21 protein-coding genes are annotated in these 26,656 nt (G+C 42.4%); 18 read left to right on the top strand and 3 right to left on the bottom strand.

Going from position 1 to position 26,656, the window contains the following annotated elements; translation table 11 throughout:
- A complete protein-coding gene (locus KR50_RS06790; RefSeq protein ID WP_041056520.1) occupies positions 1 to 333 on the top strand; it encodes a DUF1048 domain-containing protein in 333 nt (110 codons plus the stop codon).
- A 67-nt stretch (positions 334 to 400) separates the two neighbouring features.
- Here KR50_RS06790 and KR50_RS06795 read toward each other — a convergent pair whose 3' ends face one another.
- Positions 401 to 1,093 carry an AIM24 family protein gene (locus tag KR50_RS06795; protein ID WP_041056523.1) on the bottom strand — a complete coding sequence of 231 codons (693 nt, stop codon included), beginning with the start codon at positions 1,091 to 1,093 and terminating at the stop codon, positions 401 to 403.
- 193 nt (positions 1,094 to 1,286) lie between these two features.
- Here KR50_RS06795 and KR50_RS06800 point away from each other — a divergent pair, with 193 nt between their 5' ends.
- From KR50_RS06800 to KR50_RS06830, 7 genes are all read left to right on the top strand, one after another.
- Positions 1,287 to 2,618, top strand: a complete 1,332-nt coding sequence (locus KR50_RS06800; RefSeq protein WP_041056525.1) for a spore germination protein — start codon at positions 1,287 to 1,289, stop codon at positions 2,616 to 2,618.
- Positions 2,611 to 3,678, top strand: a complete 1,068-nt coding sequence (locus KR50_RS06805) for a GerAB/ArcD/ProY family transporter (RefSeq protein ID WP_041056527.1) — start codon at positions 2,611 to 2,613, stop codon at positions 3,676 to 3,678. The genes KR50_RS06800 and KR50_RS06805 overlap by 8 nt, the downstream gene beginning before the upstream one ends.
- 1 nt (position 3,679) lies before the next feature.
- Positions 3,680 to 4,750, top strand: a complete 1,071-nt coding sequence (locus KR50_RS06810; protein WP_041056530.1) for a Ger(x)C family spore germination protein — start codon at positions 3,680 to 3,682, stop codon at positions 4,748 to 4,750.
- Positions 4,751 to 4,867: 117 nt separating this feature from the next.
- Positions 4,868 to 5,554: a response regulator transcription factor gene (locus KR50_RS06815; protein WP_041056533.1), complete on the top strand. Its 687-nt coding sequence runs from the start codon at positions 4,868 to 4,870 to the stop codon at positions 5,552 to 5,554.
- A 1-nt stretch (position 5,555) separates the two neighbouring features.
- Positions 5,556 to 6,575 carry a sensor histidine kinase gene (locus KR50_RS06820; RefSeq protein ID WP_041056535.1) on the top strand — a complete coding sequence of 340 codons (1,020 nt, stop codon included), beginning with the start codon at positions 5,556 to 5,558 and terminating at the stop codon, positions 6,573 to 6,575.
- A 110-nt stretch (positions 6,576 to 6,685) separates the two neighbouring features.
- Positions 6,686 to 7,369 (top strand): ABC transporter ATP-binding protein, encoded by a 684-nt coding sequence (locus KR50_RS06825; RefSeq protein ID WP_041056538.1) that lies wholly within the window; start codon positions 6,686 to 6,688, stop codon positions 7,367 to 7,369.
- Positions 7,366 to 9,933: an FtsX-like permease family protein gene (locus tag KR50_RS06830; RefSeq protein WP_041056540.1), complete on the top strand. Its 2,568-nt coding sequence runs from the start codon at positions 7,366 to 7,368 to the stop codon at positions 9,931 to 9,933. The genes KR50_RS06825 and KR50_RS06830 overlap by 4 nt, the downstream gene beginning before the upstream one ends.
- Positions 9,934 to 10,040: 107 nt before the next feature.
- Here KR50_RS06830 and KR50_RS06835 read toward each other — a convergent pair whose 3' ends face one another.
- Together KR50_RS06835 and KR50_RS06840 are read right to left on the bottom strand one after the other, a co-directional pair.
- Positions 10,041 to 11,129 carry an NAD(P)-dependent alcohol dehydrogenase gene (locus KR50_RS06835; RefSeq protein WP_041056542.1) on the bottom strand — a complete coding sequence of 363 codons (1,089 nt, stop codon included), beginning with the start codon at positions 11,127 to 11,129 and terminating at the stop codon, positions 10,041 to 10,043.
- 259 nt (positions 11,130 to 11,388) lie between these two features.
- Complete coding sequence (locus tag KR50_RS06840) at positions 11,389 to 11,910, bottom strand: AAA family ATPase (protein ID WP_041056545.1); 522 nt, start codon at positions 11,908 to 11,910, stop codon at positions 11,389 to 11,391.
- A gap of 313 nt (positions 11,911 to 12,223) precedes the next feature.
- Here KR50_RS06840 and KR50_RS06845 point away from each other — a divergent pair, with 313 nt between their 5' ends.
- From KR50_RS06845 to KR50_RS06890, 10 genes are all read left to right on the top strand, one after another.
- Complete coding sequence (locus tag KR50_RS06845) at positions 12,224 to 12,415, top strand: hypothetical protein (protein ID WP_041056548.1); 192 nt, start codon at positions 12,224 to 12,226, stop codon at positions 12,413 to 12,415.
- 223 nt (positions 12,416 to 12,638) lie between these two features.
- Positions 12,639 to 13,508, top strand: a complete 870-nt coding sequence (locus KR50_RS06850; RefSeq protein WP_041056550.1) for a DMT family transporter — start codon at positions 12,639 to 12,641, stop codon at positions 13,506 to 13,508.
- A gap of 244 nt (positions 13,509 to 13,752) precedes the next feature.
- Positions 13,753 to 16,083, top strand: coding sequence for an alpha-xylosidase (gene yicI, locus KR50_RS06855; RefSeq protein WP_041056553.1), 2,331 nt, complete (start codon positions 13,753 to 13,755; stop codon positions 16,081 to 16,083).
- A complete protein-coding gene (locus KR50_RS06860; RefSeq protein ID WP_041056555.1) occupies positions 16,080 to 18,107 on the top strand; it encodes a beta-galactosidase in 2,028 nt (675 codons plus the stop codon). The genes yicI and KR50_RS06860 overlap by 4 nt, the downstream gene beginning before the upstream one ends.
- Positions 18,104 to 20,443: a glycosyl hydrolase family 95 catalytic domain-containing protein gene (locus KR50_RS06865; protein ID WP_041056558.1), complete on the top strand. Its 2,340-nt coding sequence runs from the start codon at positions 18,104 to 18,106 to the stop codon at positions 20,441 to 20,443. Before KR50_RS06860 ends, KR50_RS06865 begins: the two co-directional genes overlap by 4 nt.
- Positions 20,373 to 21,113: a YesL family protein gene (locus KR50_RS06870; RefSeq protein WP_041056561.1), complete on the top strand. Its 741-nt coding sequence runs from the start codon at positions 20,373 to 20,375 to the stop codon at positions 21,111 to 21,113. The genes KR50_RS06865 and KR50_RS06870 overlap by 71 nt, the downstream gene beginning before the upstream one ends.
- Before the next feature lie 261 nt (positions 21,114 to 21,374).
- Complete coding sequence (locus KR50_RS06875; protein ID WP_041056564.1) at positions 21,375 to 23,153, top strand: sensor histidine kinase; 1,779 nt, start codon at positions 21,375 to 21,377, stop codon at positions 23,151 to 23,153.
- Between the two features lie 4 nt (positions 23,154 to 23,157).
- Positions 23,158 to 24,624: a response regulator transcription factor gene (locus tag KR50_RS06880; protein WP_041056567.1), complete on the top strand. Its 1,467-nt coding sequence runs from the start codon at positions 23,158 to 23,160 to the stop codon at positions 24,622 to 24,624.
- 212 nt (positions 24,625 to 24,836) lie between these two features.
- The gene (locus KR50_RS06885; RefSeq protein ID WP_084215519.1) at positions 24,837 to 25,727 is read left to right on the top strand and encodes an ABC transporter permease; all 891 of its coding nucleotides are present in this window, start codon (positions 24,837 to 24,839) and stop codon (positions 25,725 to 25,727) included.
- Positions 25,728 to 25,742: 15 nt separating this feature from the next.
- Complete coding sequence (locus tag KR50_RS06890; RefSeq protein ID WP_041056710.1) at positions 25,743 to 26,645, top strand: carbohydrate ABC transporter permease; 903 nt, start codon at positions 25,743 to 25,745, stop codon at positions 26,643 to 26,645.
- Positions 26,646 to 26,656: the final 11 nt, after the last annotated feature.

Below are 26,656 nucleotides of genomic sequence, written 5' to 3' on the forward strand. Positions count from 1 at the left end.
ATGAGTCTATTCGAAAAGATCATCGGCAGTCTGAACGACAAGCGGGAATGGAAGGCGATGGAGGCGCGGGCAGAAACACTTCCAAGTGACTACCACAACGCTTACAAAGCAATGCAAAAATATTTATGGAACACTGGTGGAATGGTTGATTGGCAAGAAACGAAACTTGTCTTTACTCACATCATTGATCTGCTTGAAGAAGCAGCTGCCAATGGCAAACGCGTGAAAGAAGTGACCGGCAATGACACAGCTGCCTTCTGTGATGAACTGGTTATGGATACAAAATCCTGGAGAGATAAAGAACGGCAGAAGCTGAACGACTCAATTAAATAATTGGATCCGCTGAAAAAATACGAAAGCCAGCACTCCTGTGACAACGGGGTACTGGCCTTTTTCCTTATCAGCTTTGCTGCGTCTGGTACACTTCTTCATATGGCTGCACGACCACAAATCCATTGCCGGAGAATTTCATTTGTACAGATTCTCCGCTGCCTCTGCCAAATAAGCTTTTCAGCTGAATGTCTGTTACGAACTCCGGCTCAAGGTTTCCGGACCAGGCAACCGTTGCGTTAGGATCGGTAAATACAGGTCTGTCGGGTGTTACGAGTAAAGTAAGCGGCTCGTAGTGAGAAGTAAAAGCGACAAGTCCCTGTCCTTCCAGACGTACATTAAAAAGTCCGCCAGCCATCATTCCCGCCACACGGCGCATGAGCTTGATGTCCCAATCAAGTCCGTCCTGAAAAGCAAGAAGGTCGTTCCCATTTATAAAGATGCTTTCTCCCTCAAGATCTAAAACAGTAATTTTCTTCCCCATATCCGCTACATACAGTTTCCCCCGCCCGTTTGCTTTCATTAGCTGAGCGCCCTCACCACTGAAAGCTTTTTTTACAAAGCGTCCAATTCCGTGCTCTAACATTCCTTCACGTTCAAACTTGATGGCTCCCTCATAGGAAATCATCGATCCTGCTTTTGCCCAAACCTGCCCGTTTAAATTCACTTCTAACAGACGGTCCGTTTCAAGCTCGAAAAAGTCACGTGCGCTTTCTTCCTGCTTTGTTTTCTGAACAAATTGTTTAATGGAGTACTTAGACATAAAAATTCTCCTTTCATTTACCTAGTAGGTACTACGTTTGAGTAAACAAAAAGTTCTTTATTTACTAACAAAAATAGTTTACTTGGTGAAAAATCTCCGTCCATTCTTCTCTGCACCGCAAACTTGAATACCCAAGATCCCGATTGGAGATACTAGAACTCATTCGAAATGGGTTCAAGAAAGGATTTTCAACATGAATTCTTTAATAAAAGAAATTAAAGATTCAATAGGCGAAAATGATGATCTGCTTTTCACTGAACAGCAATTAAAGGATCTTTCTGTCGTACTTTTTGGTCTTAATAGCCTTATTGATTTGGGGCCTACTATAAAACAATTGGAACAGTTGGGGCAAAAAAATTATTCTAACAAGGAAAAACAAAAGCAAATTAGTCAGTTAGGGGAAATAAAAAGAAATGCCGGTGAGATCACTTCATTACTTTTGGATGGCAAATTAATGATTGCCCCCTCTCCCAACGCTGATTTTGTCGTGAGTGTAGATCCAGTCCCTGTAAAGCTTAATCGTGCCATCGATCAGATTACGAATGAAAACACTATGTTAGGACCATTCGTTTCTTTTAATGAAGATTCGCTTACAAATATCGGCGTTATGAGGAAACATGTAGTATCTGAAAAAATTCGGGTTAAACATTTTCTTACGGGAACCCACAATAAAAAAGAACTTTCACTTATTTATTACGAAGGCATAGTAGAGGAGAATCTCTTACAAACTGTATTAAAAGATATTAAACGCAACAGCATAAATGATCTTCATAGCATACAGGATGTTACTAAAATGCTTGGTATAACACCGTATAGCATTGTACCGAGAGTAAAAACAACCGAGATGCCGTCTGAAGCGGCTCAATCATTGCTTAATGGCAAAGTCATTTTGTTTTTAGATGGTCTCCCATTCGCTTTAATTCTTCCAAGTGTTTTTGCTGATATGTTTTTTCTTGAGAGCGATAAAAACTTGACTTATCCTCTTATGGTCTCTCTTCGTTCGCTCCGAATAGCGGGAACGTTAATTGCTTTAATTTTTCCTGGTCTTTATGTAGCGCTTGTTGCCGTAAATCCCGAAGTTTTAAGGCTGGAGCTTGCCTTATCTATTGCGCAAAGTCGCGAAGGAGTGCCTTACCCGGCATTTATTGAAATTATCATCATGCTTGTTGTTCTCGAACTAATCATGGAGGCAAGTGTCAGGCTTCCCAAAAGCATAGGGCCTACTATCACAATGGTCGGGGGCATCATTCTCGGTCAGGCTGCTGTAGAAGCACAGCTTGTGAGTAACTTGCTCGTCATTGTTTTAGCTGCCACCACGATCGCAAATTCCACAGTAGTAGGGGTTCAAAATCTACTATCGATTCGTTTGCTTAAATACATTGTGTTGATATTTTCTTCGGTTTTTGGCGTTCTTGGAATCTTGGCAGGCGTTTTTTTTATTTGTGCCTATCTTGCAGGGGTTTCTTCTTTGGGGGTACCTTATTTAAATTTTAAACAATCAAAGGGTGATGGTAGTCATGGATAGAAGTTTACAGGTTGTGATGATGTATATCCTCACTCATCTAGGACTTATTTTTTTTCTTTATCCTGCAAATATAATAGAAAGCACAGATCAGGGGCATTGGATTCCTATTTCTTTAGGAATTATTATTCACATCGCTTTTGTCCTTCTTTATCTAAAAGGACTAAGCTTCTTTCCGGGAAGAAATATCATCACGATTTACTCCTCATTTGGGAAAGTGTATTTAATTCTATTTTTATTGCCGGTATTCTTATATTTTATTTCTGCTGCAATAATAATTGTTCGGGCTTATTCTGAGATCCTTACCATCATTTTTCTTGCGAATACTCCTCTATGGGCACTCATGGCGTTATTACTTTTTATACCCCTTTTCTTATCTATTCAAGGTGTTCAGGCGATCTTTCGAACAGGCATTTTAGTTTCATTTCTCTTCCTGCCCTTTCTACTATTTGTATTGATCGTTTCTTTTCAAAATGTAGATGTTAGTTATCTATATCCTATATGGAATAATGATTTTTCTTTTATTACGAAACAATCTTATATAAATAGCTTTTTTGCCATCAGTGGGGGGTTTTTATTTCTTGGATTTGTACAACCTGAAATCTCTTTTCAAAGGAAGAAAATTGTAATTGCGTTTGCGGCCGTTATTCCTGCTTTTATTCTTTCCGTATATATCCCTCTTCTTACTTTCGGAAAAGCAACCGCTGAAACATTCGTATTTCCGTTTGTATTAGCGCTGGATACGATCGCTTTATCCTGGATCATGTTTGATCGGGCCACCGTATTTTTTCTTCTCAGTTTGATTACGTTTATCATGCTGTTTATCACACTTGTATTATGGAAAGCTTCGATTATCATTCATCATTCCTTTCCATCAATTAAGACAGGTTATATAGTAGCAGCACTGACGATTGTGATTTATATCGCATGTTTGTTAATTCCCAATTGGCAGCAAGTACAGATGCTATTTAAGTGGAATTCAGTTCTGCGATTTTATGTCCTCTTTACCGTCCCGCTGTCTATCTGCTTTCTAGGGCATTTGTCTAAAAAGAAGGTGTATTAATATGTTAAAGAAAATAATTCTATTCAGTGTACTTCCTTTTTTAATCTTTCCATTAAGCGGGTGCTGGGATAATAGAGACATTAATCATCGAGTGATGCCTATTTCCATAGGGGTATCAAAAATGGATGAAGGATACAAAGTATTTCTCCAAATTCCCGAGCCTGCTCCAGATCGTCTCGGGACAAGAATTGTGACAGGCGAGGGGGAAACCATTAACCAAATCATCGATAACATTAGCGTAAATATGGAAAGTGCCGTGGATCTGCTGCATGTTAAAGTGATTGTTGTAGACAAACGGCTGGCTGAAGAAGGATTGAACGATTTGATCTCTGGATTTATACGATCAAGAGATGTTTCTGCTAAAGCAGTCATCGCGATTTGTGATGATGATATTGATCAATTTTTTCAAAGCATGGAAAACTCGGAAGGACAAGAAGGAACCATTCTCCTTGATTATTTTGAAAAGTATTCCGGCTGGGATCCTCATATAGCGCTTTCAAGAGTATGGGAAGTTTATCGCAGCAGCCATTCTTATACCAGAGATGTAGCAATACCTATGTTAAAGCGCGGTCAAACCACCTTTCTTGAAATTGTTGGCTCTGCTGTGATTAAAAACGGAAAGCTGGTAGAAGTGATATCGTCGGACGAAACCCTTCTTTATAATGCTTTTAAAAACAAGAGCACCCGGGGGAAAATTGAAGTCTTAGATCAAGCCAGTGTGATGGTCATAAGTAACGACACGGATTATAAAACTGAATTTACTGATCAGACACCTTCCTTACAAACCACTTTCAACTTTAGCGTCATGATTCTTGAAACGAATGGGAATCCAAGCGCTCAGGAAATTAAAAAGAACTTAGAAGAATTGCTATTAGATCGATATAAAGCGCTGGTCGTGAAATTGAAAACAAGTGAAGCCGATATCTTAGGAATCGGACAGCATTTTAGAAAAGAAATACCCAGAAAAGACCTTAAAAATTGGCGTTCTGACTATTACCCCAACCTTGAGTTTAATCCAATCATTCATGTCGATATACAAAATTATGGGAACTTAAAACATACTGCAAATTAAAGAATCTAATCCCCGCTGCTAAAATGTTCTCATCTTAGGAATTTTTTTCTGCTGTGCCTTTTGACGGAAAGTATAAGATAAAATATGATAGAGGAAAATGGTTAGGGTGTTGAAACGATGAAAGTATTGCTGGTAGAGGACGATCGGACGATTGCTGCAGGTTTGGACTATTCTCTCCGGCAGGATGGATATGACACAGTGCTTTGTCATGATGTTGAGTCGGCGGGACAAGTGATTGATGAAAAACTGGATGAGATTGATTTGTGCTTATTTGATTTGTCTTTGCCTGATGGCAGCGGCTATGATCTTTGCGAACGGGTGAAGAAGCGGGAGGATAAGCCTGTTATTTTTCTTACGGCGCTTGACGATGAGGTCAATGTGGTGATGGGCCTTGATATGGGAGCGGACGATTATATTACAAAGCCGTTCAGGGTTCGGGAGCTGATGTCCCGAATAAAATCAGTTTTACGGCGTTACCATAAGCAGCCTGAACAAATAAAAACCTACATAGATATTGAGAATATCCGAATTAATACGCTCGAAGGCAAGGTATTGCAAAATGGGGAAGAGGTCCTGCTGACGGCATTGGAATACCGCTTGCTGATGGTTTTTGCCAATCATATCGGCCAGGTCCTAACGCGCGCTCAGCTTCTTGATCGAATTTGGGATGTTGCAGGTGATTTTGTCAACGACAACACGCTCACTGTGTATATTAAGCGATTGCGGGAAAAGCTGGAGGCTGATCCGCAAAACCCTGTGATTATTCGAACTGTTCGCGGCATGGGCTACAAGGCAGGGCAATGAGATGTGGAGAAATAAAGAAATTCAAGCCTACCTTATCATCTTGATTCTGATTGTTGCAGCGGGGTGTGGAGTGGCATTCATCTTCCTTTCCACGTCGGCTGCTGCGCTTGTTTTTTTTACCTCTGTGCTGCTGATTACCAGCAGTTTCGTTTTCACAAGCTGGAGATACCGTGAGATCGGACAGCTCTCTGATTATTTGCGCCGCATCAGCAATGGGGACTATACACTGGATGTACGTGATAACTATGAGGGAGAATTAAGTATTTTAAAAAGCGATATTTATAAAGTTACACTGATGCTGTCACAACAAAGCTCTTCGCTCAAACAGGACAAGAGTATGCTGACCAATGCGATTTCAGATATCTCGCATCAGCTGAAGACACCGCTTACATCCATGACTATGATGGCTGATTTGCTAAGTGACAGTCAGCTGAGTGAATCAAAACGGGCTGAATTCACAAAAAATATACTTAATCAATTAGAGAGAATTGAGTGGCTTGTGTCCTCATTGTTAAAGTTATCAAAGATTGATGCAGGAACCGTTCTTTTTAAAAAGGAAGACGTTCCCCTCCACAAATTGATTGATCGGGCCGTGCAGCCGGTGATGATTCCAATGGATATTAAGGAACAGACGTTATCGGTAGAAGGGGACAGAACTGTTTCTTTTTCCGGCGATTTCCAGTGGACAGCTGAGGCACTGATTAATATTTTGAAAAACTGTGTGGAGCACACTCCGGTCAAGGGGCATATCTCCATTACATTTTCAGAGAACCCTCTTTTTACAGAAATCAAAATTAAAGATAATGGAAGCGGAATTCCTAAAGAAGACCTGCCATATATTTTTAGACGCTTTTACAAAGGGAAAAATGCAGGAGAAGACAGTGTTGGCATCGGGCTTGCGATGGCTTACAGCATCATTACGAGTCAGCAGGGGGACATCGAGGTAAGGAGCAAACAAGGCAGCGGAACCGAATTTCATATAAAGTTTTACCATCATAAGGGGAGAGGTTCGTCCGATTAGGATATGGAGCCTCTCCTCTTAAGTGACTAAACTGTCACGATAAAAGTCACTTTAAAGTCATCTTAGGCAGATACACTGGAGTCAGGATTTAAGAGATGGAGGGAATGCAAGTGAGTATATTACGAATCGAACATCTGTCTAAGAGGTATGGCAAGGGCGACACAGCAGTAAAGGCATTGGATGATGTTTCATTTACGGTTGAAAAAGGGGAATTTGTGGCGATTATTGGTCCGTCCGGCTCAGGCAAATCAACACTGCTGCACTTACTCGGCGGGGTGGACAGACCGTCAAATGGCAAGGTGCTGGTCGACAATACGGATATTTATCAGCTGAACGAAACCCAGTTGGCGATATTCAGACGCAGACAAATCGGTCTAATCTATCAATTTTATAATCTCATTCCTATTTTGACGGTAGAAGAAAACATGACCCTTCCGCTGCTTCTCGATGAACACAAAGTGGATAAGAAGCAATTCAACGAAATCTCATCGACACTCGGATTAACAGATCGTTTAAATCACTTGCCCAATCAGCTTTCCGGGGGGCAGCAGCAGCGTGTATCAATCGGCAGAGCGCTGATCAGCAATCCAGCGATCATTCTTGCCGATGAACCGACTGGGAACCTGGATAGTAAAAACAGCGGAGAGATCATGGAACTGTTGAAAATGTTCAATAAAACCTACAATCAGACGCTGATTGTGATCACTCATGATGAAAGGATTGCTCTGCAGGCGGACCGTGTAATAGAAATTAACGACGGAAAAGTCGCCCGGGATGAGGTGATCCGTCCATGAACATCATCAATAAGCTGACGCTGAGGCACCTGAAAGAAAATAAGAGAAGAACACTTGTGACGATTGTTGGTGTCATTATCTCAGTGGCGATGATTGCAGCTGTTGCTACACTTGGGGTCTCATTTCTTGACCTGATGAAAAGACAGTCCATTGCTGACAATGGCGAGTGGCATGTTCAATACAAAAATGTCACGGCCGAGCAACTAGAGGCAATAGAAGAAGAGGAAAATAACAAAAACGTCATTCTATCCAATGATCTTGGCTATGCGGAATTTGAGGAAGCAGAAAATGAAAATAAGCCTTATCTATTCTTCAAGGGATATAATCCAGCAGGTGTTGAGGTATTTCCCGTTGAGGTAAAGGATGGACGTCTTCCGGAGGCAGCAGACGAGATCGTTGTTCCTGAACATCTTTTGAAAGATACTTCAGTAGATTATGGCATTGGCGATGAACTGACTGTTGAAATCGGGGAAAGGGTTTTAGAGGAAGGGAGTATGTTACTTGACCAAAATGATACTTTTCAAGACGAACGTCTCCAGATAAAAACAACCAAAACTTTTAAAGTAGTCGGGATGATAAAAAGACCGGAGTGGGAGCCTTCATGGTCACCGGGTTATACAATGGTCAGCTATATTGATCAGGAAGAAATCGCAGCAACGGACTCTGTAAGTGCACTTGTTACTTTAGAAAAAGTAAGCAAATCATTATATAAAGAATCACAAAATCTGGCAGAGCAAAATGGGATTAAACGTTTCGGGTACAATGATGAGCTCTTAAGATATTACGGTGTAACAGATAATGATAATCTGCAGACGACCCTGTTTTCATTAGCAGGCATTATTATTGCTGTTATTATAATCGGTTCGGTCTCACTCATTTATAATGCATTTGCCATCAGTGTTTCTGAAAGGGCAAGGCATTTGGGAATGCTTTCAAGTGTGGGCGCAACAAAAAAACAAAAGCGTAATTCGGTCTTTTTTGAAGGAGCAGTCATCGGCTTGATTAGTATCCCAGTTGGTATTCTAGCAGGGATTGGCGGTATTGCGGTAACTTTCCTGTTTATTAACTCATTTATGGAACAGGCATTAGGAACGACAGAAAAACTTGCTATTGTGGTGACACCCGCTTCGATCATTGTCGCTTGTCTAATCTCTTCCGGTACAATTTTTATCTCTACTTATATTCCGGCTCGAAAGGCATCAAAAATTTCAGCCATGGATGCCATCCGCCAGACACAGGACATAAAACTAACCGCTAAAGGGGTTAAAACCTCCAGTATTGTTAGAAAAACGTTTGGCCTGGAAGCTGAGATCGGCATGAAAAACATGAAGAGAAATAAAAAGAGGTATTACGCGACGGTTTTTTCACTCGTCATTAGCATCATCCTTTTCTTATCTGTCTCGTTTTTCACGAATAACTTAAGCAGGTCGGTCGAAATGTCACAAGAGAGCATTAATTTTGATATTTTAGTTGAGGGCAGCAATGGAGATATTTCTGAATTTGAGCCATGGGTCCAGCTAGAAGGGGTCACTGAGTATAGTATTCAAAAAAACATAAGCCTTACTTCTCTGATCGAGGAAGAAAAATTTCCTGAAGGGTTGCCTGCATTTATCAATCAGCAGCAGGTGGAACTTCAAGATGGGAGGTATCCCTACTACGTTAATTTTTATGGTTTAAGTGAAAGCAGTTTTAAAAAATATGCTGATAAAGTGAGAACCGATTCGGATGGGTATCAGAATGTCGAACAGCCAAGAGCCATTTTGATTGAAGACATCGCCTTTCAGGATTTTCAAAGCTCCAAATTTATTGAAACAAAGTCTATTAACGCAAATCCTGAAGATACCATTGAACTGCTGTTTACGAATTATGAAACGGAAGAAATCTCTTCTTTAGGGAATGTGGAAATCGGTGCATTAACTGATGAGATTCCGATGGGGATTAGTGATACGGCACATCTTGGTGGACTTGATGTAATTGTCACAATGGAAACATTAGATCATCTCCTTACCGGGCAGGAAGAAAGTGAAATAAATTCAAGCCTTTACCTTAACAGCAGTGATCCGGTGCTAACACAGGAGGCACTTGAAGAAATCGTCCCTTCTTCAACCTATATCTATAATGTTGTTCAAAGCAGAGAACGCGATGAGCAAATGATCATGTTTTTATCCGTTTTTACGTATGGATTTATTTCACTGATTTCGTTAATTTCCATTGCGAATATTTTTAATACGATTTCCACCAGCATCTCACTTAGAAAGAAAGAATTTGCCATGCTGAAGTCAGTCGGCATGACACCAAAAGGCTTTAATAAAATGATTCATTATGAAAGCATCTTTTACGGATTGAATTCACTATTGATTGGTCTGCCAATTAGTTTCATTCTGATGTATCTCATCCATCTATCAGTAAGAGAAACATTTGAATACGGATTTGAACTACCGTGGCTCGATATTCTTTTTGTGGTCGCCGCCATTTTCATCATTGTCAGCTCAGCCATGCTCTACTCTATTTCCAAGATAAAGAAACAAAACATCATAGATGGTTTGAAGCAGGAAAATATTTAACATAAAGGTAAGCCTGAGACAAAAGTGTCTCAGGCTATTTTACGGTTGCTTGCGCTTTAGTTTTCAGATACGTTCCAACCTCTATTTTTTAAAACAATCGTGCTGTTTTAACCGATTTTTACGATTGGCTTTATAGCCGTTCCTTTTTTAGAATCTTCAAATGCTTCGTTAATCTGATCAAATTCATATAGTTTGACAAGTTTATCGAACGGGAACAGACCGCGCTTGTAATAGTCCACAAGCTGTGGAATGAATAGTTGAGGAATCGAGTCGCCCTCAATAACGCCCATTACGGTTTTTCCTTCTGCCATGATGTCGTTGTGAACATCAAACGTCATTTCAGGTGTGACACCGACAATCGCGCATGATCCAAGCGGACGAAGTCCATGAATGGATTGTTTTACAACAGGCGGAACTCCGGTTGTCTCAACAGCGTAATGTGCCCCGCCGTTCGTAATTTTTTTCACTTCTTGAACAACATCGACATCATTGCCATTCAATGTATGCGTGGCACCTAATTCCTTGGCCAGCTCCAGGCGGCTTTCATGAAGATCAACCGCAATGATATTCAAGCAGCCTGCGATTTTAGCGGCCATGACAGCGCTCAATCCGACTGCTCCACTGCCATAAATTGCGATAGAGGTGCCAAACTCAGGCTTAATCCGATTTAATACAGTACCTGCGCCAGTTTGAATCCCGCAACCAAGAGGGCCCAGCAGCGCGATATCTACTTCAGGGTCTACTTTAACGACGTTTTGCTCATTAGCAACGGCGAATGTGCCAAAAGAAGATTGGCCGAAAAATGTCGATACGTCCTGATCGTTCTGATGAAGCCTGTTGGTACCGTCCTGCATTTTCCCTCCAAAGTTTAAATCGTTGAACTTCATGCAAACGGTTGGATGTCCACTCAGGCAGTTCTCGCAATGGCCGCAATAGGTAAATGATAGTACTACATGGTCACCGGTCTGGATCTTCGTGACAGCAGATCCTACTTTTTCAACTATACCGGAACCTTCATGTCCAAGAACGGCTGGAAAAGGGCACAAACCCATATCCCTGGCAACAGCATCAGTATGACAGATTCCGGTTGCCACAATTTTGACCAGTACTTCATTCGGTTTCGGTTCGCTAAGCTCGACCTCTTCAACGGTAAAGTCTTCCTCTAAGCCATGTGTAACAGCGGCTTGAATTTTCATTTTACCCCTCCTATAAAAAGTTGCTTCTACTCATGCACTACCCTTTAGGATTGAACTTAATCCTGAGGGTTATTCATTTTCAAATGCATAATCTTTGTTAATCTCTATAGAAAAGGCCAGTTGAGTTGATGAATTGATCCTCGAACTACATCTTAGTAATGAAGCAATAAAAAAAGTTCGTGAACGATTTACTAGATGGGTCTGGGCCTGCTATTCATTAGATTGATGCAATTTGTTTAAATTAGAAACATCACAAAGATCACGTATTGTTGATCCATTCCTTTAGCCATTTTGTAGACCTAATCACCAATATTTTGTCACTATGAACGGCATAGCAGCTGAAAAAGTTCACTTTTCCCACGTCTTCAAATGACCGGTTCCATTTAAACATTTTCATAAAAATCGTGAATGTAGGTTTGTAATGTGATTTTTCTACCCGAAGCTTTTGTTTAAGATATCTTTTAATGATGCGATAGGTTCTTGTTGAGTATGCAGTATGTAAATAGATAATGATATCTGCCTCATTAAAACAGCTTCGCACCCAATCTTCATTATGTATTCCTTCTACAATCCATTGATCCGTTTGCAGGATGCCGTTGAGATATTCTTCTCTTTCTTGTTCTGTTCTTCTGATATCTCCATTTTTATTTCGGATCCAGACTATGTTGTCCAATTCAAAATAAGGAATCGCTAATTGTTCGGAAAGTTCTTTAGCTAACGTTGTTTTACCGCTGCCTACAGAGCCGATAATGTGGATTTTATTAAAAGATCGCTGCTTCATTTGTTCACCCCGTCTCATTGTTGATTTACATTTTTATTCCATAAAAGAGTTTGAATATCCTTTATTTAATCTTCAATACGCAATTTTTCCCCAACTATTTAAAAGGTATATACGATCGTGTTTGCTGCTATTTTGAGCAGGAGGGTTTAAATCTTCTCATACGTGGAGCTGAAGAAATGGAGAGATTACATATAAAGGAAAATGTTCTGCATGACAAAAGTACATCTTATAAAGTTCGTTTAACCGTATTCACCACAGGGTAATTAACGGGATGTATGAGTTTATATGTAGTTAAATTTGGGAGGTAAATGTCATGAAAAAATTTAAAGTAACGTATCATCTTACCACTGGAGCAGAAGTAGTGGACCATGTGGAGGCCGAAGAGAAAAGAAGTGCAATCCTGATGTTCGGCCATGATGAAAATAAATTTGTGGAAAGCACGGATGGAAAACTCCATAAATTTAACTTGAAACACGTGGTAATGGTGACAGTAGATCCAATTTAAAAAGTCATGAATAAGAGCATTCAGCTGAGTGCTCTTATTTTTTAAATCATCCGTAAAATTCTTTTCGTTAAATGCAATGCTGGCTTCTTTCAATGGATTGGGCTCAGTTACATATCAGAGAGAAGCTCTAAGCTTCCGCTTTACATTGTCAGAAAAAAGATTCAAATGGTAGGTAAGTGTAAGTTTTTATACAATCCACCTACTAATCGTTTGGAGGGATCTCATGAAGAATAAAGGTGTGTTTTTAGTTATGCTGGCTGCCATATTCTGGGGCGTTAGCGGAGTAATTGGGGACATCCTTATAGATAAGGAATGGAGTCCGTTTATCATATCCTTTTATCGCGGCGCAATTGGTTTATTATTCTTTCTTGCATGGTTTTTGCTGCGATTTAAGAACAATTGGATTGTATCTAAACCTTTGTATATTTGGTCTCTGCTTGCTGGGGTGGGAGTTGCAGGGAATTTCACTTTTTATTTTCTCAGCATCCAGGCCTCCAGTGTACCCGTCGCCGCTACTTTAATGTACACCGCACCTGTCTTTGTTCTGATTGCGTCCTTTTTATTAAGAATGGAGAGATCTACATGGTTTAAATGGGGAAGTATTGGCGGAGTGCTCCTGGGCATCATTCTTCTTACCGGCGCCTACAATCCTGATTCTATTTCAGTAAGTTATGAAGGAGTTTTAACCGGGCTTGCAGCAGGGCTATCCTATGCTTTATTTATATTCGGGTTTAAAAAAGCTTCTTTATACGGCAAGCCTCCCATTATCCTAACCATTGCCTTTTTATCATTTTGTTTAGTACTTTTCATATTTACAGACAATAATCAGGCAGCAGCCGTGCTGACTTCAAGCGACATCGGCTGGTTTCTATTATTAGGGCTGGTAGGGGCTGGACTATCATTCATCTTGTATGTCATTGGTATCCGGCTAACGGCTGCCTCCACTGCTTCAATGGTGGCCATGGTTGAGCCGGTTACAGCCTCTTTGCTGGGCGTTTTACTGCTTGGTGATCATCTGGGCATCATTCAAGTACTTGGAATGGTGGTAATCCTATCAACTATTACGCTGCTTAGTGTGAAGCAATCATCCTGACCATATAAAACATGACGATGTCTCTTAAACCGTCCGCTGTAATGCAGGAACCGCTAGAAAAATCTGTGACACTTTTGTCGCAGATTTTTTTATAGGCTGAATACATGCAATCATTCTGTTAGTTATTCTATAAAGTTGGTTCAATCCCTAAAAATGACATGATTATGTATGAAAGTCGATGGGATGTAAGCGCTTTTTTGTGATGGTATACTGGCAAAAACATCATGGAAAAGAGGAGTTTTATATGAAATTCAGCAATGGAAATTGGATGGATCGGGATGGCTTTACTCTGCAGTATCCCTCACAGCTGCATGATACAGCCGTTCACGATGACAAAGCGGTTTTGTATGCCCCGTTTGTCCCTATCGTACATAGAGGAAATACACTCGACGGTGGAATGATGACGATTGAGCTGTCAGCGCCAGCAGCAGATGTAATTGGTGTAAAAATGATTCACCATAAAGGGAAAATGAAGGAGTTCCCTTCATTTGAAGTAAAATCCCAAGAACCGGCTTTTCTTACAGAAGACACTGATCGTACGTTCACTTTTCAAAGCGGCCGTCTAAAAACGGAAGTGAATAAGGCAGGGAGCTGGTCTGTTCAATTTAAAGGAGACGATGAGCTTTTAACAGAGACAGGTTCAAGAAATATGAGCTATATTATGAGCGATGAGAAGCAGTCGTTTATGCGTGAACAGCTGTCACTGGATGTGGGGGAACTTATTTACGGTCTTGGAGAGAGATTCGGTCCATTTGTGAAAAATGGTCAGAGTATTGACATCTGGAACGAGGACGGTGGTACTGGAAGTGAGCAGGCCTATAAAAGCATTCCATTTTACATAAGCAGTAAAGGATACGGAATTTTTGTCAATCAGCCGGAGAACGTCTCGTTTGAAGTTGGGTCTGAAAAAGTGTCCAATGTACAGTTTTCTGTTAAAGGGGAGTCGCTGGAGTACTATGTGATTTATGGTCCGACCATGAAAGAAGTGCTGAAAAAATACACCGATTTAACGGGAAAGCCTTCTTTGCCGCCTGCATGGTCGTTCGGATTATGGCTGAGCACGTCCTTTACAACAGATTATGATGAAGAAACCGTAAACCAATTCGTAGACGGAATGATTGAACGGGATATTCCACTTGATGTGTTTCATTTTGACTGCTTCTGGATGAAAGAGTTTGAATGGTGCAACTTCAAATGGGACGACCGTGTATTCCCGGAACCCGCCGCTATGCTGAAGCGATTAAAGGAGAAGGGGTTAAAAATCTGCGTTTGGATTAACCCTTACATAGGGCAGAAATCACAGCTGTTTGACGAAGGTCAGCAAAATGGCTATTTACTAAAAAGAGCGGACGGCTCTGTTTGGCAATGGGATAAATGGCAGGCAGGGCAGGCGATTGTGGACTTTACCAATCCAGATGCATGCAAGTGGTTTGAAGAAAAGCTGGAAATGCTGATGGACATGGGAGTGGATTCATTTAAAACCGATTTTGGAGAGCGGATTCCGACTGATGTCGTGTATCATAACGGCGAAGATCCGGAGAAAATGCACAATTATTACACCTATTTATATAATGAAACCGTGTTTAATCTTCTGGAACGTAAAAGAGGAAAGGGGGAGGCGGCTCTGTTTGCCCGTTCTGCGACTGCAGGAAGCCAGAAATTCCCTGTCCACTGGGGAGGAGACTGCTGGTCCAATTACCGTTCGATGGCGGAAACGCTGCGCGGGGGTCTTTCTTTCAGTTTATCCGGATTCAGCTTCTGGAGTCATGATATTTCAGGCTTTGAACATGGAGCAACGCCTGATCTTTATAAACGCTGGACACAGTTTGGATTGCTATCCTCACACAGCCGCTATCACGGGAATTCGGAGTACAAGGTGCCATGGAATTATGGGGATGAGGCAGTAGACGTGACCAGGCAGTTTACCAAGCTGAAAAACCGATTGATGCCGTATTTATTTTCTCAGGCATGCGAAGCGACAGAAAGTGGTGTAGCCATGATGCGTCCGATGGTGCTGGAATTTCCTGAGGATGATACATGTCAGTATCTTGACCGTCAGTATATGCTTGGGGATTCACTTCTGGTTGCGCCGATTTTCAATGCTAAAGGAACGGTGCGGTATTATGTTCCAAAAGGAAGCTGGACCAATTTTTTAACGGAAGAAAAAATAGCAGGCGGACGCTGGTATACAGAAGAACACAACTATATGTCATTGCCGCTTCTAGTAAAAGGATCGTCCCTTTTGATTACAGGAGCTCAGGAACAAACAGCTGAATATGATTATTTGCAGGATGTGACCGTACATGTATTTGACCTTCAGGAAGGGGAAACGGCTGCTGCGGATGTCTGGACAAAAGAGGGAGAAAAAGCAGGGTGGGCAAAAGCCTCCCGCAGTGGAAGCACCATCACTGTAGAAACAGAGGGCTTGACAGGCTGTACTCTCCACCTCCATCGTGAAGATATTGACCGTGCTGACGGCGGAAAGCTTGAAGCTGCTGGTAAAGGTAAAACGCTCGTCATGACAGGAGATAAAGCAGTTCTTTCACTAAATGAAAGCAGAGAATCACATTTATGATCCATGAAAAAGTGAAGAAAGTGCTCTACGGAGGCGACTACAATCCGGAACAATGGCCAAAAGAGATTTGGAAGGAAGATATGAGAATCACAAAGCTTGCAGAAATGGATATCATGACGGTCAATGTGTTTAGCTGGGCAAAGCTTCAGCCGGATGAAGACATCTACGATTTTTCCACACTTGATCAAGTCATGGATCTGCTGGCGGAAGAAAATCGCTATGCCTGTCTTGCCACCTCTACTGCAGTGCATCCGGCCTGGATGGCACATCGTTATCCGGATGTTTTGCGGACAGATTTTGACGGTCGCAGGCGGAAATTTGGTCTGCGGCACAATTCCTGTCCAAACAGTCCCTCCTACCGAAGATTTGCTGGGAGGCTTGTTGAAGAGATTGCAAAGAGGTATCACGATCATCCGGCGCTTCTGCTTTGGCATGTATCCAACGAGTTTGGGGGAGATTGCTACTGCAGTCAGTGCGAAGAAGGCTTTCGAATTTGGCTCAAAAACAAATACGGTTCGCTGGATGAAGTGAACAGGGTGTGGAATACCTCATTTTGGGGCCACACGTTTTACGCTTGGGAGGAAATCGTTGCACCAAATAATCTCAGTGAACATTTGGGTCAATATGATTACACAGCGTTTCAAGGGATTTCACTCGATTACCGCCGTTTTAACTCAGACAGCATGCTTGATTGCTTCAAGCTTGAGCAGGACATTTTAAAAAAATGGACGCCTGGGATTAATGTAACGACTAATCTTATGGGGACCTATAAACCGATTGATTATCATAAATGGGCGAAAGAAATGGACATTGTATCATGGGACAGCTATCCGCAGGCAGGATCTTCGCCGCTTTTAAATTCGATGAGTCATGATATCATGCGCGGACTAAAACATGGTCAGTCCTTCATGCTGATGGAGCAGACACCAAGCGTAACGAACTGGCATCCGTACAATGAGCTGAAGCGGCCGGGGGAAATGAGGCTTCACAGCTGGCAGGCGATTGCGCATGGGGCAGATACCGTGATGTTTTTCCAGATTCGGCGGTCGATCGGGGCGTGTGAGAAATTTCACGGAGCTGTTATTGATCATGCAGGACATGAACATACCCGCGTTTTTCGGGAGTGCGCAGCGCTTGGGAATGAACTAGCTGTACTTGGAGATACGCTTCTTCACGCCACAACTCCTGCCAAAGCCGCCATCCTGTTTGACTGGGATAATTGGTGGGCAATGGAGCTGTCGAGCGGCCCGAGCCGGGATTTAAAATACGTGGAGGAAGTATTCAAGTATTACGAGGCATTTCAGCGGTGCAATGTTCCGGTTGACGTGATTAGTGTAAAGGATGATTTAAGCAGCTACCAAATCGTCGCAGCGCCGGTGCTGTATATGGTAAAGGCTGGGATGGCAAAGAAACTAGAAGACTTTACCCAAAGCGGCGGGACGTTTATTACCACTTTTTTCAGCGGGATCGTCGATGAACACGACTTAGTCGTAACAGGTGGATATCCTGGTGAACTTCGCCCCTTGCTTGGCATTTGGGTAGAAGAAATTGATTCCCTGCCTCCTGGTAAAACCAATAAAGTGGTGATGAAGGAAGACGGGAGTGACTATCATGCCTCCATCTTATGCGATTTGCTTCATTTAGAAGGGGCTGAAGCGGTTGCGTCATTCGCCAGTGATTTTTATGAGGGAATGCCCGCACTGACTAAAAACCACTTTGGCCAAGGACACGCCTGGTATGCGGCGGCGAGTATGGATCATGAATTTATGGAGCGGCTGATTTCATCGCTTTGCACCTCTCATGGTCTTAAGCCCTTGCTTGGAACAAAGGCTCCTGCCGACGTTGAAGTGACGGCGCGTGAAAAAGACGGCGTCACGTATATATTCCTATTGAATCATTCACAGGAGACTGGGACAGTTTCATTAGATAAAATCTACACAAATATACTGGATGGAGAGGAATATGAAGGGGCCATCGATCTTTCTCCATTTGGGGTGGCAGTACTGAAGGTGAGCGGACAATGAGCGGCAGATCTCTGCAAGTGCCGGGACATGGTACGCTCAGTCTGACTCCTGCCTTAACCTGGCAATTCGGTCACATGACAGGCAACGGGGAAATGGGTGTGATTCAGTATGGGCCGCCCGAAAAAGAGAGGATCGTCTTAAGTCAAGCAGAGCTGTTTATGCCGCTTGGCTCTCCAGATTTCATCCCGGATATGGCACCGTATTTGGATGAAGTACGGAGAATCAGCCGAACAGAAGGTTACAGGGCTGGTCATGATTACTTTATCCAAAAGGGTGAGGAACTGGGTCATACGATTGTTTTAACGGACCCTTTTCATCCGGCATTAACGTTTGTGATTGAACAGGAGGAAGCAAATGGAGCAGGAGGCTATAGCCGCTCTGTTAACTATGCAACAGGCGAAATCACCTCCAGCTGTGATCGATTTACTCACCAATTGTTTGCCTCCCGTCCAGACGGCTGCGTCATGCTGCGAATTTCATCAAGCGTCCCACTTCAAAATGTACGTCTGTCAATTGAAGAAGCAGGTCATCCTGGGGTAAAAGCAGATGTCCAATTCAAGGGGGAAACCTGGAACGGAATTCATTCTTATGAACACGGTGGCGGCTACCGGAGTAAAATTGAAGCAACTCATAATGGTGAAGCGAGATTTGCAGGTGGGTGTCTCATTATTAACGGGGCTACATGGATCGAATTGAAAATGAAAGTGGCTCCTGAGATCGGGAGTGACTTCTTATTCTCAAGTGGCAGTTATGCAGAATGCTTTGAACGTCACAAGAAAAAACATGAAGAGCTATTTTACAAGGCCTCACTGGATTTAAACGGAGGAGAAAGACGAAGCTGGAGTGGTGAAGCACTGCTAAATGAAAGTAAAGAAACCGGTATCTTGCACCCTGCACTGATTGAAAAATGCTACGACGCAGGACGCTATATGTTTTTGTGCAGTGCAGGCAGCCGCCCCCCTAATCTGCAAGGGATCTGGACGGGTACCTTTGATCCGCCGTGGTCCTCGGATTACACCATGGACACGAATTTACAACTGGGGATGGCATCGGTTTTCAGCGCCAACATGCTGCATGGAATGGAACCTTATACGCGTCTGCTGGAATCGTATATGGAAGATTTCCGTTATAATGCCAGAAGGATGTTTGGCTGCCGCGGAATTTTAGCCGGCGTTTGTGCTTCTTCGAGCGGACTTCATACTCATTGGGGTGACTCAAGCTGGGGTGACCGGGAGTGTGATACATTTTTTGGTGCATTTTGGACGTGCGGTGCTGGGTGGCTGGCTCATTGGCTTTTTGATTACTATCAGTACACAGGAGATCTTACGTATTTACATGACCATGCCCTTCCTTTTATGAAGGAAGCAGCACTGTTTTACGAAGATTTTTTAATAGAAGTAAACGGCAAACTGCTTTTTTTGCCGTCCTATTCAGCGGAAAATGGCATTGCTGCCAATAGTACGATGGACATTGCGGTGGTTAGGGAGCTTCTGACCAATATGATTAACGCAAGCATCCTTCTTGAGATGGGAGAAGAAGACATTCCACGCTGGCAGGAGATGCTCGGCAAGCTGCCGCTTTATGAATTGACTGAGGAGGGTGCTTTGAAGGAGTGGGCTGTAGACGATCATGAAGAAAATGATGATCACCGCCACTTTTCACACTTGTATCCATTGTTTCAAAGCTATGAATTTTCCCCAGAAAAAACGCCGGTTTTATGGAAAGCAGCAGAGAAAGCCTATCAAAATAAGCTAAAGCATTGGGTCTTCAATCCGGATACAGATACATCGTCACATGGCCGTATGCATGCAGCTCTTTGTGCAGCGAGGCTTGGTGACGGCAAAACCATTGCAAAGATCATGAAAATGATGCTTTCAGGAGGTGCAGTGTATCCAAGCTTTATGACCGCACATTTTGAAAATCATCATGTATTTAATGTTGATGCAAATGGGGCTTTTCCGGAGTTGATTCAAAATGCGGCACTCTTTTCATTACCAGGCAGAATTGAATTGCTTCCGGCACTGCCGGCTGAAATGAGCGAAGGCATGCTAAAAGGGATGCTGTGCCGCGGCGGGCTGACAGTGATCCGGTTTAACTGGAATGTATCAGCCGGCATTATGCAGCTGATCATCAAATCATCAACGGAGCAGGACGTTGTCTTCTATACCCGGCAGCCTGGATGGTCATTAAACGAAGAGGAAGGAATGGAGTGGATACAAACCTTGCCGGCCGAAGAACCGATTCAACTTGAATGGAGGAGATCGTATGCAAATGAGCGGAATGCTTGGAAGTGTGCACCGGAGTGCGAGCTGGATCACAAAGGGAGCAAGTCTTAACTTTCTGTGGTTTTTATGCAACGCTCCGCTTTTTTTTATACTGGCTGATTATTGGGCAAACAACGGAGAGCTTGCTTTAGGGCTGGGTGTACCTATTGCGCTCGTACCGCTGCTATTTTTCCCTTCCACAGCTGCCTTATTTGCCGTTATCCGAAAGTGGGTGTTGAAGGAAGAAGAGGCGGTGTTGTCCTTTTTTCGATACTTTAAAGACAACTTCGTTCAAAGCCTGATCGGGGGAGTGTTTTTTACGATTGTTTGGACCGGATGGCTTGCACAGGCTGGATCATTTCCACAAGTTGCTATGATAATCATCAGCATCTGGCTGCTGGCATGGATGTTATTTTTCTTTGCGTTTCAAGTACATTTTTACGTAAATGTCCTGCACACAATTAAAAATGCGCTAATTATGACTGCGATGAGACCGCTCTTTGTCGTGATGATTGCTGCAATGGCCGGGACACTCTTTTATATTTCTTCTATTTATACCTTTTTACTGCCGTTTTGTTCAGCAGTTGTCCTTGCCTATATTGCATTTAGTTTCTTTAACACCTTTTATCAGATGAGACTCACTCAGAAGAGGGAATTTATAAAGGTAGAGAATACGGAAGGCGCCCGGCATATCCAATCTTTATTAAGACTCGATACGGCTGTTTCAAAAGCAGGTAAATAGTTTCCAAGCGAAGAATCCATCGGAACATTGACCATACGCAAAATCCGAATTCATTATCGAATTTTTTTAGTTTCGATAATGGATCCGGATTTTTGCAGTTTATCTATAAGAAAGCAAGTTCCAACAGGTATCTGAAGATGAATATCACTAATTTTGACATGAAAATAGATACAGTATACACTTTCAGAAAACAAAACAGATCATGGTAAAATAAAGTAACACAAAATGGAAGCGCTTACAGATGAGTGGGAAGGTGTTTAAGTGAAAAAATGGCTGCTTTTGCGGTTTAACAATATGAAATTGCCTGAAAAATTTATTTGGTTTTTTCTCATTATCGTTGTATTTCCGATCCTGTCTGCAGGTATCTATTTAACGAATGAAATGCGTCAGGATGCCCTTGATGATGCAATTAGCCAATCTGCTTTAAATAATGAGCGGGTTCGTCAGCGGACATCGGAAGTTCTTCGTGTTCCCGTTTTTGTCTCTAATAATCTTATGTTTGATGACCGTCTTAGAATGCTTGTAAATACACAGTTTACGAGGACAAATGAGGTGGTGGAAGCCTATCGTTCATTCAATACATTTTCTTACTATAAACAATACTACCCTGATATACAGTCCATCAGATTGTATACACAAAATCAAACAATGATCAATAATTGGGAGCTGATCCCACTAAATGAAACGATTATGGATAAAGCCTGGTACCAGGAAGCAGCCGTCGATGCCGGGTTTATGAAGTGGCAGTACATAGAGGATGAAACAAATGGAGGCAAGCCGTATCTAAGCCTGATTCGCCGCATCAATTTTTTAGAGGAAAAAAGCTTCGCTATTTTAATTATTACAATCAATCCTGCTGTTTTGGATGTAATTTTAAATCAGGAAATGTTTTTAACGATGATTGTAGATGAACATGATCATATTGTTGCCTCAAACGACCCTTCAAATAAAGGGCAGAAGCTCGGCACGGTTTTGGACGATAGTACAGAAGATGGAGAGGAGGCGCTATATGAGGCGGTAGTAGATGGCAGTGCTTCTCAAATTATAACAAGTGATATTTTAATCGATGAACTAAGTCAAAACCGACTTCGTGTAGTATCTGCTGTTCAGCATAATCATATCGTTGGCAACGCAAATGCTTTGGCCGCAAAAGGAGCACTCATGACGGTTTTAGCAGCACTTGGAGCGATTTTATTTATTGCCATTATGTCCCGTTTATTTTCAAAAAGGCTTGATGAGCTCAGCGCCAGGATCAGGAGAGTTGCCACAGGAGATTTATCGACAAGTGTTGAAATGTCAGGGAATGATGAAATTGGGGAACTGTCCCGTCAGTTTCAGCACATGGTAGAAGAGCTTGATGCATCGATTGAAACGCTCAAGGAATCAAACAGCCAAAAAGCACAGCTGCAGCGTAACCAGGCAGATATAAAATTGAAGATGATGGCAAGTCAAATTAATCCGCATTTTTTATTTAATACGCTTGAATCGATCCGGATGAAAGCCCATATGGAAGGGGCAAAGGAAGCGGCAGGCATTGTTAAGCTGTTAGGGAAGCTGATGAGGAAAAGCATTGAAACTGGCGGGCGCCCGGTTCCCGTGGAAATGGAAATTGAAATGGTCCGCTGTTATTTGGAGATTCAATCATTCCGCTATGAGAAACGTCTCTCCTATGATCTCTATGTAGATCCGTCAGTTAAAGGTGTCCATATTGAACCTCTTATCATTCAGCCGCTGGTGGAAAACTCAGTTATTCACGGACTTGAAGATAAAGACGACGGAGGAAAGGTCTCAGTTCAAGTTCAAATGGTACCCGGTGGGATGAAAGTGACTGTAAAAGATGATGGTAAAGGATTTACAGAAAAACGTTTATCAGAAGTGCTCTATTTTATTAATGAGACAGAAGAGGAAAATCGAATCGGATTGAGAAACGTGCATCAGCGGCTTTTGCTGACATATGGCGACTCATCCGGTCTGCAGATTAAAAGTGATGAAGGAGAAGGTACATTGATTCATTTTGTGATTCCTATACAAGGAGAGTGACAGGATGCGCGACGTTTTGATTGTAGATGATGAACCGATGATTCGAGAAGGATTAAAGACGCTGATTGACTGGGAGGCGTACGGCTATCGTGTAGTTGGGCTGGCCCGAAATGGAAGAGACGGTTATGAAAAATTTCAGCAGCTGAAGCCGGATTTAATTATAGCCGATATTAAAATGCCGGAAATGGATGGAATTACTCTGCTCGAAACACTTCGCGATGAAGCACGGAATACCCGCTTTATTCTTCTCAGCGGTTATGCAGATTTCAACTACGCAAGGCGTGCAATCAGCTGCGGTGCTGAAGCCTACTTGCTTAAGCCTATTGATGAAGATGAACTGATTGAAAAGCTAATCGCCATTCAGTCATCTTATAACACCTCTGTCCATCAACCAAGACGGTCTAGCTCCTGGAAAGAACTTTTTCAACATATTCTTGATGAAAATGGAACTGAAGCTATGTCTATTTTTGAACAAAAAGGAATTTGGCAGGGTCCGTCGCGTCTTTTAGTTGTAAAGCCCGGCCGCCATTTGCAGCATTGGCAGCAGAGAATAGATGAGCTGATTCACAGGACAGAATCAGTCATTTTTTTTCCTATTAAAGACCTCTTTATTTTTATTTTGCCCGTTTCTTCTCATGCAGCTACATTCCTGAAGCAGCTTGATGAATCATTGCCTTATCATGTGGCAGCCTCTGCGGTTCTTCATAAAATACAAGATAGTCTGCTGCAATGGAAGGATATTCAACAGGTGTTGAGTACATCCTTTTACATACCTGAAAAAACAGTACTTCAGCAGCCATTTGATCGTGAAGATGTGTTAATAAAAGAATGGCATCCGGATGTGTACCGCGATCGTCTTTTCTTTGCCCTGGAAGCTTCAAGCAGTGAAGCAGCGTACGCCATATTAGATGAGGTAATTAAAGAATGGACAGCAAGAAAATGGCCGGAGCAGGAAGTAAAAAAGGAAGCAGCTTCTCTATGCAATCAGGTGATGAATAAACTCGCTGCCGTCCATCCCAAAAAACAATCATTGCTTCTCAAAACGGGATTAAAAACAACCGAGTTATATGAGGCTTCATCAATGGAAGCCATGGGGGAATCATGCAACTCTTTTCTCACAGCGGTACTTGACATAATGGATGACGGTACACCAGACAGCGTCATGAATAAAATGGTTGACTTGATCCGCACACGCTATAACGAAAATCTGAGACTCGAAACGCTAGCCGGGATCTTCAACTATAACAGTGCCTATCTGGGAAAGCTGTTTAAGAGCCATACTGGTGAATACTTTAACACGTATGTAGATAAAGTCCGCACCGAAAAAGCGAAAGAAATGCTGAATAAAGGCTTTAAAGTATATGAAGTGGCAGAAAAAGTCGGATATGCAAATGTGGATTACTTTCACCGGAAGTTCAAAAAACACGCAGGAGTCTCTCCGACGACGTTTAAAAACAAGCTCAACCAATAAAGATGTCCGTTCTCCATTGCTTTAAAACAATGAGGACGGACATCCTTTAATTTTGACATGATTTTTAACGCAAATCAGCAGGTATTGAACCCGAATCTTTCCTTGTAAGATGGAGGTATAGAACAGGGGGAGATAAAGTGGAATCGGTTGAAAAGAAAGCGCATACAAAAATAAACCGTTCTGCCAAAACACAGCACAGATTTTTTAAAACGATGAAGCAGCAAAAGTATTTATATGCGATGTCTGTTCCATTTGTTCTGTGGGTGCTTGTATTTAATTATGTACCGCTTTGGGGCTGGACCATGGCCTTTCAGGATTTTAAACCAGCAAGGTCATTCATGGAGCAGGAGTGGGTGGGTCTTGCTAACTTCACTGCCCTTTTTCAGGATGAACGGTTCTATTTAGTTCTCCTCAACACGCTGGCGATGAGCATTATGGGACTCGCTATTGGATTTGTTGTTCCCATTATCTTTGCGGTTTTTCTAAATGAAGTGCGGGTTCAGACGTTTAAGCGGACGGTTCAGACGGTCTCCTATTTGCCCCATTTTGTCTCATGGGTCGTTGTGGCGGGCATTGTTACCAAGGTGCTGTCTACTGACGGCGGAATCGTCAATGAAATGCTGATGGCGGCAGGCTTTGTAAATGAACCAGTTCAGTTTATGACAAAAGGTGAATGGTTCTGGATGATTGTGACACTGTCTGATTTGTGGAAGGAAATGGGCTGGAATTCGATTATCTTTTTGGCCGCAATGGCAGGGGTTGATCCGCAGCAATACGAGGCAGCGAAAGTAGACGGTGCGAGCAGGCTGCGTCAAATCTGGCATATAACGCTGCCGGGAATCCGGCCAACCATTCTCGTTGTGTTAATTTTATCCATCGGTCATTTAATCACCATCGGATTTGAAAAGCAATTTTTACTCGGCAACCCGATTGTCGTCGATTACGCTGAAGTCCTCGACCTGTATGCGCTGAATTATGGAATCGGTCTTGGCCGTTTCTCTTACGGAACAGCGATCGGAATTTTCAACTCACTGGTAAGTATCGTTCTGCTGTTTCTAGCAAATGGCATTTTTAAGCGCTACACGAATCAAAGTGTCATGTAAAGGAGGGATGGTATGATGAAAGGAAGCCGAAAAGGATGGGATGATCGGCTGTTTGATCTTATTAACTATTCATTTTTAACCGTAGTTTTACTTGTTACGCTTTATCCATTTTTAAATGTGCTGGCAATTTCACTAAATGAATCCACCGATACGGTCAGAGGCGGCATCACCATTTTTCCGCGGGAGTTTACACTTGCCAACTACCAAACTATCTTTGAGTACGATAACCTGATCACCGGATTTATAAATTCTACGTTACGGACGGTAATCGGTACGGTGCTCGGTGTTGTGTCTTCTGCTATGGTAGCGTTTACATTAAGCAGAGCAGATTTTCAGGGAAGAAAAGCTTTCTCAACCGTTCTTGTTCTTACACTTTATTTTTCCGGCGGTCTGATTCCCGGCTATATGCTAATGCGTGATTTGCAGCTCATTGATACATTCTGGGTGTACGTCCTTCCGGGAATGGTAAATGCTTTCAACATCATTATCGTCCGTTCGTTTATGGATGGACTGCCGTTTGCTTTACAGGAATCAGCCAAGATGGATGGCGCCAATGATTTTGCTATTTTCTGGCGGATCATCCTGCCGTTATGTACACCGGTACTCGCAACAATCGCACTTTTTATCGCAGTAGGCCAGTGGAATTCATGGTTTGACACTTACTTATACAATAGTTCCAATCCGAGTTTAACTACCCTGCAGTTTGAATTAATGAAAATACTGCAAAATACCACAATGGGTTCTACAGATGCCAATGCATTTCGCGATGCTCAGGGGCAGGAGGCAGCCTCTTCTGTGTCACCGGAATCGATTAAAATGGCAATCTCTATGGTTACTATTATACCGATTTTGCTGGTTTATCCATTTTTGCAGCGGTTTTTTGTGCAAGGTATGACGCTTGGAGCAGTAAAAAGCTAAATAGATAAAGG

The organism is Jeotgalibacillus campisalis (genome assembly GCF_000829515.1).
Taxonomy (GTDB): Bacteria; Bacillota; Bacilli; order Bacillales; family Jeotgalibacillaceae; genus Jeotgalibacillus; species Jeotgalibacillus campisalis.

Coding starts and splice junctions, on each gene's coding strand:
- KR50_RS06870 (WP_041056561.1), top strand. CDS start 20,373: ATGCAAATGAGCGGAATGCTTGGAAGTGTGCACCGGAGTGCGAGCTGG.
- KR50_RS06885 (WP_084215519.1), top strand. CDS start 24,837: ATGAAGCAGCAAAAGTATTTATATGCGATGTCTGTTCCATTTGTTCTG.
- KR50_RS06860 (WP_041056555.1), top strand. CDS start 16,080: ATGATCCATGAAAAAGTGAAGAAAGTGCTCTACGGAGGCGACTACAAT.
- KR50_RS06840 (WP_041056545.1), bottom strand. CDS start 11,910: ATGAAGCAGCGATCTTTTAATAAAATCCACATTATCGGCTCTGTAGGC.
- KR50_RS06790 (WP_041056520.1), top strand. CDS start 1: ATGAGTCTATTCGAAAAGATCATCGGCAGTCTGAACGACAAGCGGGAA.
- KR50_RS06805 (WP_041056527.1), top strand. CDS start 2,611: ATGGATAGAAGTTTACAGGTTGTGATGATGTATATCCTCACTCATCTA.
- KR50_RS06810 (WP_041056530.1), top strand. CDS start 3,680: ATGTTAAAGAAAATAATTCTATTCAGTGTACTTCCTTTTTTAATCTTT.
- yicI (WP_041056553.1), top strand. CDS start 13,753: ATGAAATTCAGCAATGGAAATTGGATGGATCGGGATGGCTTTACTCTG.
- KR50_RS06835 (WP_041056542.1), bottom strand. CDS start 11,129: ATGAAAATTCAAGCCGCTGTTACACATGGCTTAGAGGAAGACTTTACC.
- KR50_RS06795 (WP_041056523.1), bottom strand. CDS start 1,093: ATGTCTAAGTACTCCATTAAACAATTTGTTCAGAAAACAAAGCAGGAA.
- KR50_RS06830 (WP_041056540.1), top strand. CDS start 7,366: ATGAACATCATCAATAAGCTGACGCTGAGGCACCTGAAAGAAAATAAG.
- KR50_RS06800 (WP_041056525.1), top strand. CDS start 1,287: ATGAATTCTTTAATAAAAGAAATTAAAGATTCAATAGGCGAAAATGAT.
- KR50_RS06865 (WP_041056558.1), top strand. CDS start 18,104: ATGAGCGGCAGATCTCTGCAAGTGCCGGGACATGGTACGCTCAGTCTG.
- KR50_RS06815 (WP_041056533.1), top strand. CDS start 4,868: ATGAAAGTATTGCTGGTAGAGGACGATCGGACGATTGCTGCAGGTTTG.
- KR50_RS06890 (WP_041056710.1), top strand. CDS start 25,743: ATGAAAGGAAGCCGAAAAGGATGGGATGATCGGCTGTTTGATCTTATT.
- KR50_RS06850 (WP_041056550.1), top strand. CDS start 12,639: ATGAAGAATAAAGGTGTGTTTTTAGTTATGCTGGCTGCCATATTCTGG.
- KR50_RS06820 (WP_041056535.1), top strand. CDS start 5,556: ATGTGGAGAAATAAAGAAATTCAAGCCTACCTTATCATCTTGATTCTG.
- KR50_RS06845 (WP_041056548.1), top strand. CDS start 12,224: ATGAAAAAATTTAAAGTAACGTATCATCTTACCACTGGAGCAGAAGTA.
- KR50_RS06880 (WP_041056567.1), top strand. CDS start 23,158: ATGCGCGACGTTTTGATTGTAGATGATGAACCGATGATTCGAGAAGGA.